Here is a 16,511-nt window from a genome sequence, read left to right as displayed (position 1 = left end):
TTCCCGCCGGAGCCATCCGGCGGGCCGTAACGTCTGCAATGATTTTTGGGGCTTCAGCCCCGCGCGTTGCCGCGCCCTGCGATCACGTCGCCTGCGCCTCCCACGTGTGATACCCGTGCTCCGCCCACACGTTCAGAATATTGCGGGCGCCGAAAGCCTTCGCCGGAGACTGGAAACCGGCAGCGAGCAATTGTCCGCGAAGGATGCGACGGCATCCTTCCGCTGCCAGAAGCCCCGTCTGGATGTACGGCGCGTTGCCGCGCAGGATCACCGATACGCCGGACGTGTTGCCGCGCCCGATGCACGAGATCACCGATCGGTTGACGTCCGGGTTCTCGCGGTCCGGCTCGACCTGCGTCAATTGCCCGCCAAGTTCGTTGCAGATGCGCTCCTGCTCCGCGTCGGGCAGGTGGCTGTATTCCTTCTCGAACGTTTCGAGCGTCGCGATCACCGCATCGAACATCGCCTGGCTGCGGAAGCCGACGAGCGTCGAGCAGTTGCTGACGCGGGCATCGCCTTCGTACCACACCGGCTCGCCGCCGCCGGACCAAGGCAGGCCGCGGAACAGCCGGTGCGAATCCGGCGCCTTCACGAGGTAGGACGTCGCCATTGGCCAGGCGACGAGCTTCCGGTGCTCAATGTAATATTGCGTCCGCGTGCACATGCGCAGGAACGACTTGGTCGAGGCGACACTGGTCGCGGAGTCGGCAAGGTAAAGGATATCGAGCGAGTCGACGCCGGGGGTTTCGAGCGCGATCTCCGCCGCGATATTCCCCGCCGCCCACATGTAAGACGTCGCGGGCGCCAAAAGGAGGCCCTTTGCTGCGAATTTCGCGCCGTAGGTCTCGCGCACGTGGCGCATCCAGTCCGCCTCGCCCGTGGTGTCGAGATAGTGGCACCCCGCTTCGAGGCAGGCCTGCACAACTGGATCGCCGAGCTGCATGAACGGGCCGGTGACGTTGTAGACGACCTTGGCGCCCGCGAAGAGCTTCGCTAGCGACGCTGCGTCGTGCGAAACCGCGCGGCATTCGAAGCTCGCGCCCTTCAGCTCGGGCACGCGCGCCATCTGCTCCTCGAGCCGTTTCTGGTCTCGCCCTGCGGCGATGAACGGGATGCCCGCCTCCGCCAGGTGCCAGGATATCAGTTTGCCCGTGTAGCCACTGGCGCCGTAAACGATGACAGGTGCGCTCATTGCGTCGCTCTCCCCAGAGTGATTGTTGTGGGTCCTGATGGCCCGAAGATTACCGCATCCGGCGCGCCGAGCATCGTGATGAGATGCCGGGCCTGCGGTTTTTCAGAGGCCGTCTTCGGAATTTCGCTGATGATCTGCACCAGCGAGGGCATGGCGGCCGATCCGATCCGATCCCGGCAGTGCGCGAACACGGAGAGCGGGTCGAAGTCCCCTGCGGGCACGATCGCCGCGACGACCTCCTTCTCGCCCGGTGCATTCTCAGCCGTGGCCGCGCCGTAGACGTGAACGTCGCCCACGCCCTCCATCGCGGCGATCTCCGCCTCGATCTGCACGGCGTTCACGAAATCCCCGTTGCGGCGGATCGCATCTCCGGCGCGATGCGAGAAAAACACCCAGCCATCCGCGTCCTTGTAGCCGATGTCGCCGGTGCGGAACCAGCCACCGCGCGTCTTCGCCGCCGATGCCTCGGGGTTCTGGAAATACTCGACCGCAGGTGTCTCGCTCCCCTCGGGCCGAAAGCACATTTCCCCCAAAACCCCGGCCGCACAGTCTCGGTCGTCTTCATCAAGGATCGCGCAGATTGTCCCGGCCGGCGGCTTCCCGATCGACCCGATGGGCCCCTCGCCCGGCAGGTTGATGGTAAGCCCACCTTCCGCCGCCCCGAAGAACTCCAGCACCTCAACGCCAAACCGCGCCTCGAAATCCCGCCACATACTCGGCGGCATCCCCGCGCTCAGTACCATGCGCACCTTGTGCTGCCGGTCGCGCGGCGACGGCGGCTCCGCGAAGATCGCCACTGCCATGCCGCCGAGCAGGTTGAACACCGTGCAGCCGTAGCGCGCGAGAATGTCCCAAAGCCGAGACTTCGAGAACCGCCGACTGACCACCAGCGGAAGCTGCATCGCAAGCGCATTGCCGAGCGTGATGAGCTGCGCGTTCGCGTGCGTAAAGGAAAGGCCCGTATAGAGCGTGTCGTCACCACGCACCTGAAGCAGCGGCCCGAAGGTGGAAACCGCGGCATAGCGCGCATAGGGCGCCAGGATCGCCTTGGGGTCGCCCGTGGTGCCCGAGGTGTAGAGCATCTGCATAGGCCGCGCGAGATCGGCGCCGAGATCGGCAGGTTGTGCGCCCGCACCGGCAAGTGCCTGCGAGAGCGTGGCAACCCGGACACCGGGCAACGGCAACGCCGTATCGCCCAGCACCCACACCCAGCCGAGATCGGGCACATCGGCGATCACTTCCGCGAGCGCCGGCAGCGCTTCCGGCGCCACGATCGCGCCCCGGCACCCGGCAAAGCGCAGCATGAAAGCCAGCCGCGCGCCGCGCGTCCTCGGGTCGATCGGCACGAAGATCGTCGCGGCAAGCTCGGAGCCGATCATCGTGTCCACGAACTCGGGATGGTTGGGCATGACGAGCGCGAAGCTGTCGCCCGGCTTCATGCCCTCCCCTGCGAGCGCAGCCGCGATGCGCGCGCCGTTCGCCAGCAGTTCGGCATAGCTCCGCGTTTCCTCCGCGAAACTCCCGTCCGGCCGGATATCGACAAACGTCAACATCGCGCCGTCGCGCGCCGCCGCACCATCGCGGAGCATCTGCACGGGCGTGCGCAAAGAGAGCGCTGCGCTCACCGTGAAAGCACCGTCATCACCAGCGCCGCCGCATCGCGGCCAAGGAAACCGCCGCCGTTCTCGGCAACCGCGAGCCGCGCACCTTCAACCTGCCGCGCACCGGCACGGCCACGAAGCTGCTCGGTCAGTTCATGGATCTGCGCAAGGCCCGTCGCGCCGATCGGATGCCCCTTGCGGACAAGCCCGCCAGATGTGTTCACCGGCACCCGCCCGCCAAGCTCCGTTGCACCGCTTTCAAGAAAGGCCACGCCTTCATTGCGGGGGCACAGCCCGAGGTATTCATAATACATCAGCTCGGCAGGCGACGTTGCGTCGTGAAGCTCGACACAGTCGATATCTTCGGGCGCAATACCCGCCATCGCATAGGCCTCGCCCGCAGCCCATTCGGTGATGCCAGGCGCGCCCGGTGCAGGCTCGAATGCGCTGGCGATCAGCGAACTGCGCACATGCACCGGATCAACGATGCCGCGTTCACGCGCGAACTTCGGCGACACGATCACCGCCGCCGCCGCGCCATCACCGAGCGGCGAGCACATCGGCAGCGTCAGTGGCGCCGAGATCAGCGGCGCGGCGAGCACCGCGTCGGCATCGAGCACATCGCGAAACTGCGCGCGCGGGTTAAGGCTGCCGTGCAGCGAGTTCTTCGCGGAAACCTCAGCGAAATGCCGCGCCGTCGCGCCGCTGCGCGCGCTGTAGTCGCGCGCCATGCGGGCGTAGATATCCATGAACAGCGAACGCTGCCGTCCCGGCTCGTCGCTCGCCGGTCGATCACCGTCCACGTAGGCGTAAAGCTCTTCCGGCTTCTCGACATCGACCGCGCCAAGAAACACCGCGAAGCTCTTCGCCTTGTCCTCGTGGAAAAGTTTCTCGACACCAAACGCCAGCACCACATCATAAACGCCAAGCGTCACCATCGTGCACGCCTGTTGAAACGCCGTGGAGGCCGTCGCGCAGGCATTTTCCACGTTCACGACCGGAATACGTCCGATGCCCATGCCGCGCAGAATGGCCTGCCCCGCAATACACGCCTGCCCGGTGACCAGCGGCGCGGCAGCGTTTCCGGCCCATGCCGCCTCGATCTCCTTCGCCTCGATATTCGCATCCTTGAGCGCTTCGCCGATCGCCTCGTGCGCGAGGCTGGACAGGCTGCGGTCCAGATGCTTGCCGAAGCGGGTCATTCCGACACCGGCGATGATCGCATTCTGCTTCATTCCATCCCCTCGGACAAACCTTCCCCGTCGGCCGAAAACCCGTTCGGCCGCGCGATTTCATTTCTGTGTTTCCGCCGTCAGCCGGGCAGCAGATCCGGATCGGTCAGCAGCATTCCCCCCTTGATCGCGATGACCTCGTTGCATCCGTCCTCGATCAGCGAGGCGCGGGCATCGCGAAACAATTTCTCCATCGGATATTCGCGCGTCAGCCCATTGCCGCCGAACATCTGCAAGGCATCGCTCGTCACCTCGAGCGCGTGCTGCGTCGACGTCACCTTGGAGAACATCGCCGCCTGCAATGCGGGCATGGCATTGTTCATGTTGAACGCCGTCACCCGCCGCGCCAACGCGCGCGAAATCTCGACCTTGCGTGCCATGTGGAACAGCCGCCGCGCCACGTCCTGATGCCGAACGAGCGGCACACCGCCCTGCCGGCGCTCATGCGCGTAGCTGTGGGCGAGTTCATAAGCGGCGCGTGCACAGCCCGCGAACGTCGCCCCCATCAGCGCGTTCGCCTCGCTGTGGATCGCGTAAACGCCCTTCAGATAGTCCTCAGGCGCCACCAGCAGATGATCGATGTCGAGCGTCACGTCGTTGAAAAAGATCTCGCCCTGCGGCAGCGCGCGCTGGCCCATCTTCTCAAGCGGCTTACCCTTCGACACGCCCGGCGCATCGAGCGGCACGATGACCACCGCGCCGCGCGCAGGATCGTAGCCGGAGCCCGTCTCGGCAGCGCAGTAAAGGATGCAGAGATCCGCGACAGGCCCGTTCGAAACCCACGCAGATTTCTGACCGTTGATAGCGATCTTGCCATCCGAGATGCGCGCAACGCAGTTCGGCCGGTTCGGCTTTCCCGCGGCGTGAGCGGCGTGCCCGCCGGGGTCGATCGAATCGCTCCCCCGGTCGGGCTCCGTGATGCCCCAGCTCCCGATCAGCGACTCAGGGTAGGTGCGGGCCACGAAATCATTGCCGAATTTCGCCGCCATGTAGTGCGGCAGCAGGCCGGCGCCTGCGGAGATGGCGAGGCCGGAATCGCCCCAGCCGAGTTCTTCGAAGAGGATCGCGAACACGTGCGGCATCTCCTCTGCCGAGAAGGACGCCAGCGTCTCCATGTTGATGCCGAGGTCGGCGTAGGCGCGGCGGAATTCCCAGTAGCGCGAGGCCTTGTCCACCACCGCGTCCGCGCTCAACCGGTCGAGTTCGGTGCCGATCGGCCGCATCACCTTTTCGGCAAAGCTGTGCAGCGACTTCTGGAGTTCGGCGGCAATCTCCGGAAGCGGCGGTTCCGCGCCAAGCTGACCCAGTTTGACGTGCGGGTTCGAATCCCACTGCGCGAAGGGGAGCGGTCCACCTCCAAGGGCGATATCGTGATCGACGACGGCAAGCTGATGGTTCACGATCTTCCTCCAAGGTCGGGCTGGACTGATCTTGTGTCATCCATTCCCGATGCTGCGATCAAAACATGAAGCCGGGCATCATTGAATGTCGTCTTGCGCCAAGCTTTTGACTTTAACTGCCACACCGCGCATCATATGCGGCGGGAGGCAATCATGAAGATCGAACTGCTCGGCTCGATGCGAATGCCGAACCAGAGCGTCCGGATCATGCGCGCGGCGCTGGATGAGGCCGGGGTCAATCCGCTACCCTTGCTCGCCGAGGCCGGCATTGCGGTGGCAGAAGCCGACGACCCGCAGGGAGAAGTGTCCGGGCTCCAGGAACTGCGCTTCCAGGAGGAGTTCGCCAAGGCAACGCGCGACATCCCCGGCCTGTGGTTCCACACCGGCATGCGCTATCGCCTGATGACCTACGGCCCGCTCGGGCTTGCCGTGCTTTCGGCGGGAACGGTGCACGATGGGCTGAAGGTGCTCGTGGCATTCCAGGCACTCACTTACTCGCTGCTGCAGTATCGGCTGTACGAAGAGAACGGCGCCCTCGCGGGCATGGAGGCGGACGACAGCAATGTTGCGCCCGATCTTCGCGAATTCTGCCTGGTGCGCTCGCTCGGCTCGGCGACCACCTTCCTAAAGGACATGCGGCAGCCGTTTCCGCTGGCGCGCATCGAGTCGTCCGTCTCTCCGCGCAGCGATGGCATCGACTATGCGGCGGAGCTAGGCGTGCCCGTCGTGTTCGGCGCCCCGGTAACACGCTGGGTGTTCCAGCCCGGCGCCGCCGATCTCGCGCTTCCGATGGCGAGCCCGCTTCTCGAACAAACCTACCAACAGCTCTGCGCGCGGCTCATCGACGAAGCACAGGTCAGCGACGATATGGTCGGACGTCTCTATTCGCTGCTCGTCCGCTCAAGCCGCGGTTTCCCCTCGGCAGCACAGGCCGCCGCGGAACTCGCGGTTTCGGAACGCACGCTGCACCGACGCCTCGCAAAGCAGAACCTCGGCTTCGGCGACGTGCTCGATCAGGTCCGCGAACAGCGCGCATGCTACCTCCTCGATCGCTCGCATCTCTCGGTCGAGGCGATCGGCGAAATGCTGGGCTTTGCCGAAACCGCCAGCTTCTCTCGCGCCTTCAAACGCTGGACCGGCGTCTCACCCATCAAGTTCCGACAGCGTCCGCGCTGAGAGGCTGCTTATGGCACACCGCCGGCAAGGATCGTTGCAAGATGCGCCGCATCGAGATGCCCGCCTGAAACGATACACACCACCGGCCCCGGATGATCACCGGCGAGTGCGGCGGCGAGCGGCGCGGCGCCTGCGCCTTCGGCAATCACATGATGACGCTCGGCGAGCATTCGCACCGCTGCGGCCGTTTCCGCGAGCGATACGAGCGCGGTTCCAGCAACGAGGCTCCGTACCAGCGGCCACATCGCGGGAATAACGGTGGGACCGCCCATGCCGGTGACGAACGATGGTGCGAACGGCACCGTAACCGGTTCTCCCGCCGCGAACGCCGCACGCACCGGCGCCCCCGCCTCGGTTTCGCTCGCGATGACAACGGCCGCGGACCCATGCGCCTTCAGCGCCGCGGAAATGCCGCAGGCAAGCCCGCCGCCGCCATATGGCACCAGCACCGTCGCCACGTCCGGCAGATTCTCAAGAATCTCGGCGCCGATCGTGGCGTTGCCGGCCAGCACTTCGCTTTCGATCACGGGGTGGATGAACGCGGGATCGGCGGGCGGCTCGGCGAGCATCGCCCACCAGCGATCGTAGGCCAGCGTCACCACGCTCGCGCCAAACCTTTCCAACGCCTCCACCTTGCTGCGCGCTGCCGTGTCCGGAACATAGGCGGTCACCGGAATGCCGCGCGCGCGTCCGGCATAGGCGAGGCCCTGCGCGAAATTCCCGGCGCTCGCCGTCGACACGCCATCGCGGCAGGCATCCCCGCGGCTGAGAAGCGCATTCGCGGCGCAGCGGATCTTGAACGAACCGACAGGCTGCAGCGTTTCGAGCTTCAGATAGATATCGTCCCGTGCACCACCCTGCAGGCGGATGAGCGGCGTCCGCACGGCAAGATCGCGGATGCGTTCGCGCGCTGCGTCGATCGTCATGCGATCCGGTACCACAGGGCTCATTTTGGCTATCCCTTCCCCAATGCAATCAACACGCGATCATCGGGCGCTATTGCAGGCCCGTGATGCGCTTGCCGGCTTCGACGTGCGCTGCGAACCCCGTGATATCGATGTTCGCACCGCACACGATCACGCCCACACGCTTGCCGCGTACGCGCTCCGCGAGCGGATCCATCAGCGCAGCCGTCGCCGCTGCGGCCGCGGGCTCGACCGCCAGCCGCGCCTCGCGGAACAGCAGGTCCATGCCCGCGCGGAGCGCATCGTCGGAGACCAGAACGATCTCCTCGACAGCCTCACGGCATAGCCCGAAACTGTAGGGCAGCGAGTAGGGCGGCCCCAGGCTGTCTGCGATCGTTGCGATCTTCGCATTCGTGGCAGGCGCGCCTTGCGCGAAGCTACGGTACATATTGTCCGCCCCCTCCGGCTCCACGCCGAACACCTGACAGCCCGGCATCAGAAGCCGGATCGCGGTGGCGAGTCCAGCGCAGAGCCCGCCGCCGCCGATCGGGCAGATCAGCACATCGAGCGGCTCGGTCTGGCTTGCCCATTCAAGGCCGATGGTTGCGGTGCCGAGCGCGGTCAACGGACCTTCGAAAGGGTGCACGAAAACTCGCCCTTCCTCGGCTTCGATCTGCTTCGCGCGTTCGAACGCCGCTGCGCCGCCCGTCGCGATCTCCACTTCGGCACCTAGGCGCCGGCAGCGTTCGATGCGCGCGGGATTGGCCGTGGGCAGCATCACCACGCGCGCCGAAATCCCAAGCGCCCGAGCGGCATAAGCGGTCGCGATGGCATGATTGCCCGCGCTGACAGCGGTAACGCCCCGCGCCCGTTGCGCTTCGTCGAGCGCCATCATCACCGTGAGCGCGCCACGCGGTTTGAACGTCCCCGTCCGCTGAAAGAGTTCGAGCTTCAGGTTGACGCGGGTATCCGCGCCAAGGCGCTCCCGCAGTTCGTCCGCCTGCCAGTCGAGCGTCGGCGTGGTGACGATGTGGGAGCCGAGCGCCGCGCGCGCCGCGCGAATCGCCTCAATTGTTATCGCAGGATCAGCCATCCCCGTGTTTTTGCATGTTTTCAGTCCCGGGGAAGGCCGTTTTTATCCTACCGACGGGGAAAACGCGCCTTCATGATGCGGGCCAGCTGATCGTGCGGGATCCCGTAAACCTTTGCGTTGTTCGCGCCGGTCATCGTCTCGGACGCCACAAGCTGGTTCACGAGCGCCTCTTCTGTCGCCTGCACGACACCGCGGAACAACGCATTCATCGTTTCGCTGTCGGTATCGTTGATCATCGCGGGCAGACGCGGCTTGCCGCCGAGCGGGATGACATGGCTCGTTGAGAAGGCGAGCGCGAATTCACCCGAAAGCGCCCCCGCCGTGCTGCCGTTACGCCCAACCCCGAGCGCGGCCCGGCGCGCCATGCGCTCCAGCTGATGCGGCATCAGCGGCGCATCGGTAGCGATCACGATCAGCAGCGAATTCTTGTCCTGCGGCTTGCCTGCGTCGGGACCAGCAGCCACGATGCCGTTCACCTCCGGCCACGCGCCCTTGATCTCCTTGCCGATCGATACACCCGCGATGCGCAGGTCGTTGCGGTCGCCGTGGTTCGACTGCACGAGTACGCCGACGGTGTAGCGCGTGTCGCCCGCCGAAACGACGCGCGAAGATGTGCCGATGCCGCCCTTGAAAGTATAGGCGATCATCCCCGTACCGCCGCCGACATTGCCCTCCGCAACCGGGCCACCTTTCGCGCCGTCAAGCGCCGCGAACACGTGATCGCGTGTCAGGCCATGTCCGAAGACGTCGTTTAGCCGGTTGTCGAGGGTTTCGGCGACCACAGGGATCAGACGCGAAAACAGCGCCTCTTCCGGCACCTTTCCGACCGACCAGTCCATCATGCTCTGGTGCACGAGGCCGACATTACCCGTTCCCGTCAGCGCGATCGGTCCCAGGAACTGCCCGACCTCGTCGACGAGATGCATCCCGGTCCATTCGCCGGTGCCGTTAATCACCGCACGGCCCGCGGCGACACCATCGAGGCTGGTTTTGCCGAGCGGATGAATGATCGTCACGCCGGTACGGTAAGGCCCCTTCCCGATCACCATCGGCCCATCGCCTGAAATCACGGTGGTATGGCCGACTTCGACTCCCGCGACGTCCGTGATCGCGTTCAGCGCACCCGGCGTGCCTTCGAACGGAACCCCGAGATCGCGGGCGCGCGGTCCGGCGGACGATGCCGTCGCGGCGATCGAAACGATGAGCGCCGTCAGCAGAGGCAGCGCTCCCGACCATAATCTTTGCGTTGAAGTCATGGCGTAATCTTTCCTGTCAAAGGGGTTTCATACACGCGGCGGAACCGCACGAGCAGCAACAGGCTCGCCGTCACCAGCAGCGAGGGCAGAATTGCAAACGCAAGGCGAATACCCGTGAGCGCCGACTCCGGCTGCGCCACGACCGTTCCGCTCGACGCGACAAAACTCGTCCACGAAAGCACGGCGCCCGTCACCAATCCACCGAGCGCAAGGCCGAGCTTCTCGCCCGCCGTCCACAGCCCCGTGAACATGCCCTGCCGGTGAATACCCGTGGCGCGCGCGTCGGCATCGAGAACGTCGGGCAGCAGTGCGAAGGGAAACAGCTGTTGTCCCGCGAAGGCGAGGCCCATCAGGCAGACCTGCGTGTAGAGAAAGGCATCCGGCGTTTCGCTGTCACAGAACCAAAGACCCGCCGTCGCGAGCACAAGCAGCACGCTCGATCCGATATAGGCCTGCACCTTGCCCACGCTGCGGGAGATACGCACCCAGAGCGGCATGGCGACGATCGCCGAGACGTTCAGTGCAACGAATAGCAGCGTCACGGTCATCCCCGAACCCTCGCGGATATGCACGGCATAATAGGGCAACGCGCCCGAGAAACAGCCGAGCCCGGCCAGCTGCAGCAGGTAGGTGACGAGGAGCAGCAGAAACGGCTTGCAGGCCGCCGCCTGTCGAAGCCCCTGCCAGAACTGGAAGTCCGCCGAAACCGATGCCGCCGTCTCCAGCCTGCGTGTCGCCACCACCGGCACGAGCATTGCAATGCCGCACACGATGCCGATGGTCAGCGCCATCACGGCGTAACCGGCACGCCCACCGCCCGCGAGATCGACAAGGAACGGCGCCCCCGCGCCGCCGAGCAGGATGCCCACCATCGCGAACCCCATGCGGAACGACATCAAGGTCGTGCGCTCCTCGGGGCTGCGCGAAATCTCGGCGGGCATCGCGATGTACGGCACCGAGAACACCGCATACGCCGTGGCACAGGCCATATAGGCGGCGGTCACGTAGATGAAACTCTCGAGTGGCGTTTCGAATGCAGGCACCGAGAACAGCATCACGAAGAACAGGCTCATCGTAATGCCGCCCACCAGCATATAGGGCCGGCGGCGGCCCCAGCGGCTTTGCGTGCGATCGGAAACCATGCCGATCAGGGGATCGATCAGCACGTCCCAGAACTTGGGGATGAACACGGTCAATGCCGCCAGCGCCGGCGAAATGCCGAGAACGCTCGTCATGAAAAAGAGCAGCAGCACGCTCGGCACGGTGGAGAATACGCCCGTCCCGAGCGAACCGACACCGAATGCCGCCATCGTGCCGATGGAAAGGCCGCGCGTGTCAGCCGGAGGCGCGGCGCTACCAAAGGGCTTGTTCACCGCGCAGCGCTCAGTTGACGCACTTCATCACGAAGTGCGTGCTTGTCCACTTTCCCGATCGGCAGCAGCGGCAGCGCCTCACGGATCAGGAAGGTCTTGGGCACCTTGTAGTTCGCAAGCCGCTCGCCCGCGAACGACCGCAGCATCGCCTCGTCGATCAACGCGCCGGGCGCGGGAATCACGAACGCCCAGCCGACCTCGTCGTAGCGTGGATCGGCGACCGGGATCACAGCCGCCGCAGCGACACCCGGATGCTCTTCAAGGGCGAGTTCGACCTCGCGCGGATAGACGTTGTACCCGCCCGACTTGAACATCTCGACGCTGCGTCCGACAAAGCGCCAGTTGCCGCCCGGCAGCAGTTCCACCTGATCGCCGGTGCGGAACCAGCCGTCCGCCGTGAAAGCCGCTGCGGTCGCCGCCGGATTATTGAAATAGCCGAGCATTACCCCCGGCCCCTTGATCTGCACCTCGCCGATGGCGTTTTCGGGAACGGGCACGCCGCCCTCATCCACGACCCGATAAGCGTTGTTGTGATCGTGATGGCCGATCGATTCCGTGAGCAGTGCGAAATCGGCGTCCGGCGGGTTGACGCTGTTGATCGACCCGCCTTCGGTGAGCCCGTAGTGCAGCGAGAAGAAATAGCCCTTCCCTTCCAGCCGCCGCAGCAAGGGCGCAGGCATCGGCGCGCCGCCCCATGCGATCACCGATACGCTGGAGAGATCGCGCCACGCAGCATCGGAATGATCGAACACCGCCTGATGCATCAGCGGCAGCCCGCCGAGGATCGTGATCTTCTCGCGCTCCGTCGTTTCCAGAATCCCGGCCGGATCGAAGGTTTCCATGAACACGATCGTGCCGCCGTCGATCAGGCAATTGCCGCACACGTCGGACTGGCAGCCGACATGGTTGGTCGGCAGGTTGCAGATCACGCGGTGCCCGGCGCGCAGATGCTCGCGTCCCACGAACGATTCCGAAAGCGCCCTGTAGGAATGGAAGAAACTGTCGTGCGAGAGCACGGCGCCCTTGGGCTTTCCGGTCGATCCCGATGTGTAGACGATGCTCACGGGATCGCGGCGCGACGTGCAATTCATCTGGGCCGCGGCCCGCGCGGGATCGAATGCGTCACCGTCTGCGAGGAATGCATCGAGCGACCGGCTCTTCCCACCCAGAACGCCGCCGATGGTAACGAGGCCGGCCCCGGCCACGACATCGCCCGCAAGGTCGCGAAGATCGTCGTCGTAGCGGCGCCCCGCCGTATCCTGAAGAATCGAAACCAGCAGTTTCGGCTGGCAGTCCCCGAGCACATGGCGCATTTCCTCGCGCCTGTATTTCGGGTTCACGCCCACCCACACGGCGCCCGCGCGCATAGTGCCAAGCAGCATCAGCATGAATTCGGGGCGCGGCGTCACGATCATGGCGACACGGTCGCCGGTCTCCACGCCTGCCGCGATCAGCGCACGCGCATAGCGATCGATCTCGCGGTCGAATTCGGCGTAGGAAAGGCGCAGGTCACCGAAGATGATCGCCTCGCGATCCGGCACGGCCTCGGCGTAGGCGGCAACAGCGTCGGGAAGCCGCTCGATGCTACGGACAAGGTCCGGCCCCGTCGGCATCGGCATTAGGCATTCTCTCTCGAAACGAGGCCGATCCATTCCGCAACGAGCGCGGGGCGCTCCTGCCCCTCGATCTCGATCGTATTTTCGGAGGTGATGAGATAGGCGCCGTCCTCGCGCTGCTCGACGCTCTTGATCGTCATGCGGTTGCGGAAACGCGCGTTTACCGGAACCGGCGAAATGAAGCGCACCCGGTTGAGGCCGTAGTTCAGATCATAGCCGACAACGCCGCCGTCGTGGCGATACCGAATCGGCGAGCACAGGTGGCTGAGCATCGAAAGCGTCTGGAAACCGAACAGGATGGTCTGGCCGAACGGGCTATGCTCGCGGGCATAGTTCGGATCCACGTGCATGGGATCGATATCCCGCGTCACCTTGCCGAAGGCGTCGATCTCCTCCTGCGAGATCGATATCCAGTCGCTGACGAGAATCTCCTGCCCGACCAGCGACGACAGGGTTTCGACATCATATTCCATCGGTGTTACGCAGCCCTTCCGGTTTCGGAACGGCGGCCTCTGCGCTTCGCATCGCGGAATGCTCGCGCACGAACAAGGGCCACCCTCCCTTTTGATCCATGCTGATTACCATGATTGAATTTAAATTCAAGTTTATAAATCGCCGTGCCGGGCTATGATTAGAAATTGGTTTTGGAGCCGGTTTCCGTTACACCGGCACAATCGAGGTTGATCAAGAACGCAATGGCAACAAAGAAAAAAGCTGTGGGTGCAAGGCCTGCCGTCGCGCCGCTGGGCCGCAAGGAACGCCGCAACGCTGTCAGCAAGAAGCCCGCCGCGCCGCAGACGCAGCGCGGCAACCAGACCCGCGAGAAGCTAAAGGAAGCGACAGTGCGCGTGCTGGAGCGGATCGGCTACCGCGCCATGCGTCTCTCCGACATCGCGTCCGAAGCCGGCGTCAACGTCAGCCTCCTCTACCATTATTTTTCAGGCAAGGCAGACCTTACCCACGAGATCCTTGTTGAACTGCTAGACAGGCAGCGCTTTGAGGATCTCTCTGGCATGGCGCCGACCAACGATCCGTTCGATTCGATCGTCCGCGCCAACAAGGTCATGGTCACCACCTATTCGCGCACGCCCGGGCTGATGCGGTGTCTGCTCCACTTCGACGAGGAGGAGGCCGAATTCTCCGAGCTTTATCGCAAGGTGAGCGTGGACTGGAGCCTGAAGATTGCGAAGGATATCGCGCGGCGTTGCCCGGGCGTGGCACTCGCCGAAGAGCAACGGCTGATGATCGCTTATGCCCTCGGCGGCATGGTCGATAATTTCCTGTTCGAGCTTTACGTCGATCGCAATCCGATGCTGGTGAAGGCCTTCTCTTCGCCGGAGGACGTGGCGCATTTCCTCGCGATTCTCTGGTACCGTGCGATCTATCTCGCGAATCCGCCCGCCGAGCAGTTGAAGGGGTATGAGGGCTTCACCAGCCTCAAGATGGCCTGAACCGGCCTGAACCGGATCGTCAGTTTGCGGCTGCCGCGCGAGGACGCGCGGCGCGCAGCAGGTCGATCGCCCACACGGCGGGATTGTGCCCCACCTGGTTGATCGTTCCGCCGAGGCTGATCCCCGTGCCCGGTTCATAGAGCATGATCGCGCCCCAGAAGCCGGTGTGTCCGAAATAAGAAATGCCGTCCGGCGTCGTCAGGCGGGATACGCCGAGCCCGCGCTCCACCGCGATATCGCCGCGCATCTGGCGCCACTGCGGCGTCGTCATCAGCGCCAGCGTTTCCGCCTTCTTGAACAGCCGCCCTTCGCCAAGCGCGCGGATGAAGCGGTTCAGTTCCTCGGCCGTCGAAACGACGCCCCCGCCCGCCCAGTCGAAGGAAATGTTGAAGCGACCGGTCCGGCCGGGAAAGTCGCCAAGGTAGAAATCGGCAGCATTGCCTTCGTATGCCGCCGTCCCAGGCTTCGTCGCATATTCGAGATAGGTGTGCTTCAACCCCAGCGGATCGAACAGGCGCTTCCGATAAGCCTCGTGCAACGTACCCCCGGTGAGCTTCTCGATCACGAGACCGAGGATGATGTAGCCGGTATCGCTGTAGTGATAGCCCTGCCCCGGCACGAAGAGTCCGTTCGTCGCGCCGCCGTTGTAACTCAGATAGAAATTGAGAACCCCGGCCTGCGGATCGTCGGGCCGCGACGCGTCCCACGGCGTCCACATGCGCCCGGTCATCAGCGCGGAGATATCGCATCCCGGCGTTTCGAGGCACTTGCGATGCGCGCCGAGCACGCCGAGCTGAACCCCGCCGAACGACTCCGGCGCCGCATTGCCCTCATTGCTTTCCGACGTGAGCTTCGCATCATCCATGAAAACGTCGCGCATACCCGATTGGTGCGCCAGCAATTGCCGGATCGTCAGCCCCGCGCCGTAGCTGCGCCCTTCAAACGTCATCAGGCGATCGAGGATTGCGGGCGTGAACACGCCGAGCGATCCGAGCGTCGTTTCGATCCCGTCCGGCCCAAGCCTGCCCTCTTCGGCAAGCTGCAGAATCACCGTCGCCGTCATCGTCTTCGTGACGCTCGCGATCGGGAACTGGTCCTTCGTCGTCATCGCCGCCGTGCCACCTTCGCGCGCGGGACCGACACCCTTTGCATAATAGAGCATTTGCGCGGGGTCCTCCACGACGACCGCTGCATTGTGGATGGCGTCAGCCGGCGCGGGTGACGACGAGGCCAGCGGCAAGGCCTGCATCACGGCGTCGAGACGCGCCGCTTCTGATGCGGACGGCGCTGCGGCGTGCGCGCACGCGCTTGTCAGCAACAGCATCGCGCCGGCGATGGCGAAAACGGTTTTCCGGGCCATCACATCCCCTCCTTCGAATCATTTCCCTTGAAGGCGCCGACACGCGCGGCGACTTCGGGATCGAGCAGGCTCGCGGCAAGGCTGATCGTTTCCTCCGCCATCGCCGCCTCGATGCGGTCGCGCTCCAGCAGATTGATCGCCCGCTTCAGGCTGCGTACCGCCTTCGCCGGGCGCGACGCAATGCGTTCGGCAAGCGCGAACGCCGCTTCGAGATGCTGTCCGGTCGACACGATCTCGGTCACGAGGCCGGCCTCGTGCAGCGCCCGCCCGTCAAGATGTTCGCCGCCCATGATCCATTTGAACGTTCGCTGCGGGCCAACCAGCCGCGGGAGCAGCGCGGTCACGCCGCCGCTCACGAACATGCCCCATTCGATCTCGGGGAAAAATGCGCGCGCTTCCTCGGACCAGATCACCGCGTCGCAGTTGATCGTCCATTCGAAGCCGCCGCCCACGGCCCAGCCGTGCACGGCCGCGATCACCGGCTTCTCGCCGAACATGATCTCGCGGCTCACCTGCTGCATCACGTCCACACGCGCGCGCATCGCCATTTCGTCCAGGTCCGCCGGCGGCTCGTGCGCGGTCAGGTCGTCACCCGCGCAAAAGGCCTTGCCGTTGCCGTGAAGCACGATCGCCGCCGTCGCCGCGTCGGCGTTGGCGTCGCGCAGCGCCGCGATAAAGGCTTGCACCATGGGCTCGTTGATCGCGTTCAGGCACGCGGGCCGATTGAGCGCGATGACGCTGGCCCGCCCCCGGCGGGTTAACAGGACTTCCGGCGATGCTGTCAATTTTCGAACCCTCAAACCCGGCGCTGGCATGGCGCCCTTGCTGTTTCGATATTTGATTTTAAATTTAATTT

At 64.8% G+C, this 16,511-nt stretch carries 14 protein-coding genes; 2 read left to right on the top strand and 12 right to left on the bottom strand.

The genetic code is table 11. From position 1 onward, the window contains the following. Positions 1 to 82 precede the first annotated feature (82 nt). The 4 genes from ACE3TJ_RS17455 to ACE3TJ_RS17440 form a co-directional block, all read right to left on the bottom strand. Positions 83 to 1,192: a trans-acting enoyl reductase family protein gene (locus ACE3TJ_RS17455; RefSeq protein WP_374598458.1), complete on the bottom strand. Its 1,110-nt coding sequence runs from the start codon at positions 1,190 to 1,192 to the stop codon at positions 83 to 85. Further along, complete coding sequence (locus ACE3TJ_RS17450) at positions 1,189 to 2,817, bottom strand: AMP-binding protein (protein ID WP_374598456.1); 1,629 nt, start codon at positions 2,815 to 2,817, stop codon at positions 1,189 to 1,191. The genes ACE3TJ_RS17455 and ACE3TJ_RS17450 overlap by 4 nt, the downstream gene beginning before the upstream one ends. Next, complete coding sequence (locus ACE3TJ_RS17445) at positions 2,814 to 4,028, bottom strand: thiolase family protein (RefSeq protein ID WP_374598454.1); 1,215 nt, start codon at positions 4,026 to 4,028, stop codon at positions 2,814 to 2,816. The genes ACE3TJ_RS17450 and ACE3TJ_RS17445 overlap by 4 nt, the downstream gene beginning before the upstream one ends. 77 nt (positions 4,029 to 4,105) lie before the next feature. Further along, a complete protein-coding gene (locus ACE3TJ_RS17440) occupies positions 4,106 to 5,425 on the bottom strand; it encodes an acyl-CoA dehydrogenase family protein (protein ID WP_374598452.1) in 1,320 nt (439 codons plus the stop codon). Between the two features lie 153 nt (positions 5,426 to 5,578). Between ACE3TJ_RS17440 and ACE3TJ_RS17435 the strand changes: the two genes are divergently transcribed. After that, complete coding sequence (locus ACE3TJ_RS17435; protein ID WP_374598450.1) at positions 5,579 to 6,601, top strand: AraC family transcriptional regulator; 1,023 nt, start codon at positions 5,579 to 5,581, stop codon at positions 6,599 to 6,601. Positions 6,602 to 6,609: 8 nt separating this feature from the next. Here the strand turns inward: ACE3TJ_RS17435 and ACE3TJ_RS17430 are convergent, their stop codons facing one another. The 6 genes from ACE3TJ_RS17430 to ACE3TJ_RS17405 are packed head-to-tail and all read right to left on the bottom strand — an operon-like array spanning position 6,610 to position 13,317. Beyond that, positions 6,610 to 7,551, bottom strand: coding sequence for a threonine/serine dehydratase (locus ACE3TJ_RS17430; protein WP_374598448.1), 942 nt, complete (start codon positions 7,549 to 7,551; stop codon positions 6,610 to 6,612). Positions 7,552 to 7,597: 46 nt separating this feature from the next. Then, positions 7,598 to 8,599, bottom strand: coding sequence for a pyridoxal-phosphate dependent enzyme (locus ACE3TJ_RS17425; RefSeq protein WP_374598446.1), 1,002 nt, complete (start codon positions 8,597 to 8,599; stop codon positions 7,598 to 7,600). A 47-nt stretch (positions 8,600 to 8,646) separates the two neighbouring features. Continuing rightward, the gene (locus tag ACE3TJ_RS17420) at positions 8,647 to 9,855 is read right to left on the bottom strand and encodes a P1 family peptidase (protein WP_374598444.1); all 1,209 of its coding nucleotides are present in this window, start codon (positions 9,853 to 9,855) and stop codon (positions 8,647 to 8,649) included. Further along, positions 9,852 to 11,228, bottom strand: coding sequence for an MFS transporter (locus tag ACE3TJ_RS17415; protein ID WP_374598442.1), 1,377 nt, complete (start codon positions 11,226 to 11,228; stop codon positions 9,852 to 9,854). The genes ACE3TJ_RS17420 and ACE3TJ_RS17415 overlap by 4 nt, the downstream gene beginning before the upstream one ends. Continuing rightward, on the bottom strand, positions 11,225 to 12,847 hold the full coding sequence (locus ACE3TJ_RS17410; RefSeq protein ID WP_374598440.1) for a class I adenylate-forming enzyme family protein: 1,623 nt from the start codon (positions 12,845 to 12,847) through the stop codon (positions 11,225 to 11,227). The genes ACE3TJ_RS17415 and ACE3TJ_RS17410 overlap by 4 nt, the downstream gene beginning before the upstream one ends. After that, complete coding sequence (locus ACE3TJ_RS17405) at positions 12,847 to 13,317, bottom strand: MaoC family dehydratase (RefSeq protein WP_374598438.1); 471 nt, start codon at positions 13,315 to 13,317, stop codon at positions 12,847 to 12,849. The genes ACE3TJ_RS17410 and ACE3TJ_RS17405 overlap by 1 nt, the downstream gene beginning before the upstream one ends. Positions 13,318 to 13,560: 243 nt before the next feature. Between ACE3TJ_RS17405 and ACE3TJ_RS17400 the strand changes: the two genes are divergently transcribed. Then, positions 13,561 to 14,295, top strand: a complete 735-nt coding sequence (locus ACE3TJ_RS17400) for a TetR/AcrR family transcriptional regulator (RefSeq protein ID WP_374598436.1) — start codon at positions 13,561 to 13,563, stop codon at positions 14,293 to 14,295. 19 nt (positions 14,296 to 14,314) lie between these two features. On the opposite strand, the gene ACE3TJ_RS17395 is transcribed toward ACE3TJ_RS17400, so the two are convergent. Together ACE3TJ_RS17395 and ACE3TJ_RS17390 are read right to left on the bottom strand one after the other, a co-directional pair. Beyond that, on the bottom strand, positions 14,315 to 15,655 hold the full coding sequence (locus ACE3TJ_RS17395; RefSeq protein WP_374598433.1) for a serine hydrolase domain-containing protein: 1,341 nt from the start codon (positions 15,653 to 15,655) through the stop codon (positions 14,315 to 14,317). Beyond that, complete coding sequence (locus tag ACE3TJ_RS17390; protein ID WP_374598432.1) at positions 15,655 to 16,440, bottom strand: enoyl-CoA hydratase/isomerase family protein; 786 nt, start codon at positions 16,438 to 16,440, stop codon at positions 15,655 to 15,657. Before ACE3TJ_RS17390 ends, ACE3TJ_RS17395 begins: the two co-directional genes overlap by 1 nt. Positions 16,441 to 16,511 lie beyond the last annotated feature (71 nt).

The sequence above is a fragment of the Sphingosinicella sp. genome (assembly GCF_041916975.1).
In the GTDB taxonomy this organism is placed as follows: Bacteria; Pseudomonadota; Alphaproteobacteria; order Sphingomonadales; family Sphingomonadaceae; genus Sphingosinicella.
Note: the sequence above shows the minus strand (reverse complement) of the source record. Positions and strands in the feature narration are given on the sequence as shown.

Bases quoted from the DNA above. Each gene is read 5' to 3' on its own strand.
- ACE3TJ_RS17455 (WP_374598458.1), bottom strand. From the start codon at position 1,192: ATGAGCGCACCTGTCATCGTTTACGGCGCCAGTGGCTACACGGGCAAA.
- ACE3TJ_RS17445 (WP_374598454.1), bottom strand. From the start codon at position 4,028: ATGAAGCAGAATGCGATCATCGCCGGTGTCGGAATGACCCGCTTCGGC.
- ACE3TJ_RS17435 (WP_374598450.1), top strand. From the start codon at position 5,579: ATGAAGATCGAACTGCTCGGCTCGATGCGAATGCCGAACCAGAGCGTC.
- ACE3TJ_RS17430 (WP_374598448.1), bottom strand. From the start codon at position 7,551: ATGAGCCCTGTGGTACCGGATCGCATGACGATCGACGCAGCGCGCGAA.
- ACE3TJ_RS17425 (WP_374598446.1), bottom strand. From the start codon at position 8,599: ATGGCTGATCCTGCGATAACAATTGAGGCGATTCGCGCGGCGCGCGCG.
- ACE3TJ_RS17420 (WP_374598444.1), bottom strand. From the start codon at position 9,855: ATGACTTCAACGCAAAGATTATGGTCGGGAGCGCTGCCTCTGCTGACG.
- ACE3TJ_RS17410 (WP_374598440.1), bottom strand. From the start codon at position 12,847: ATGCCGATGCCGACGGGGCCGGACCTTGTCCGTAGCATCGAGCGGCTT.
- ACE3TJ_RS17405 (WP_374598438.1), bottom strand. From the start codon at position 13,317: ATGGAATATGATGTCGAAACCCTGTCGTCGCTGGTCGGGCAGGAGATT.
- ACE3TJ_RS17395 (WP_374598433.1), bottom strand. From the start codon at position 15,655: ATGGCCCGGAAAACCGTTTTCGCCATCGCCGGCGCGATGCTGTTGCTG.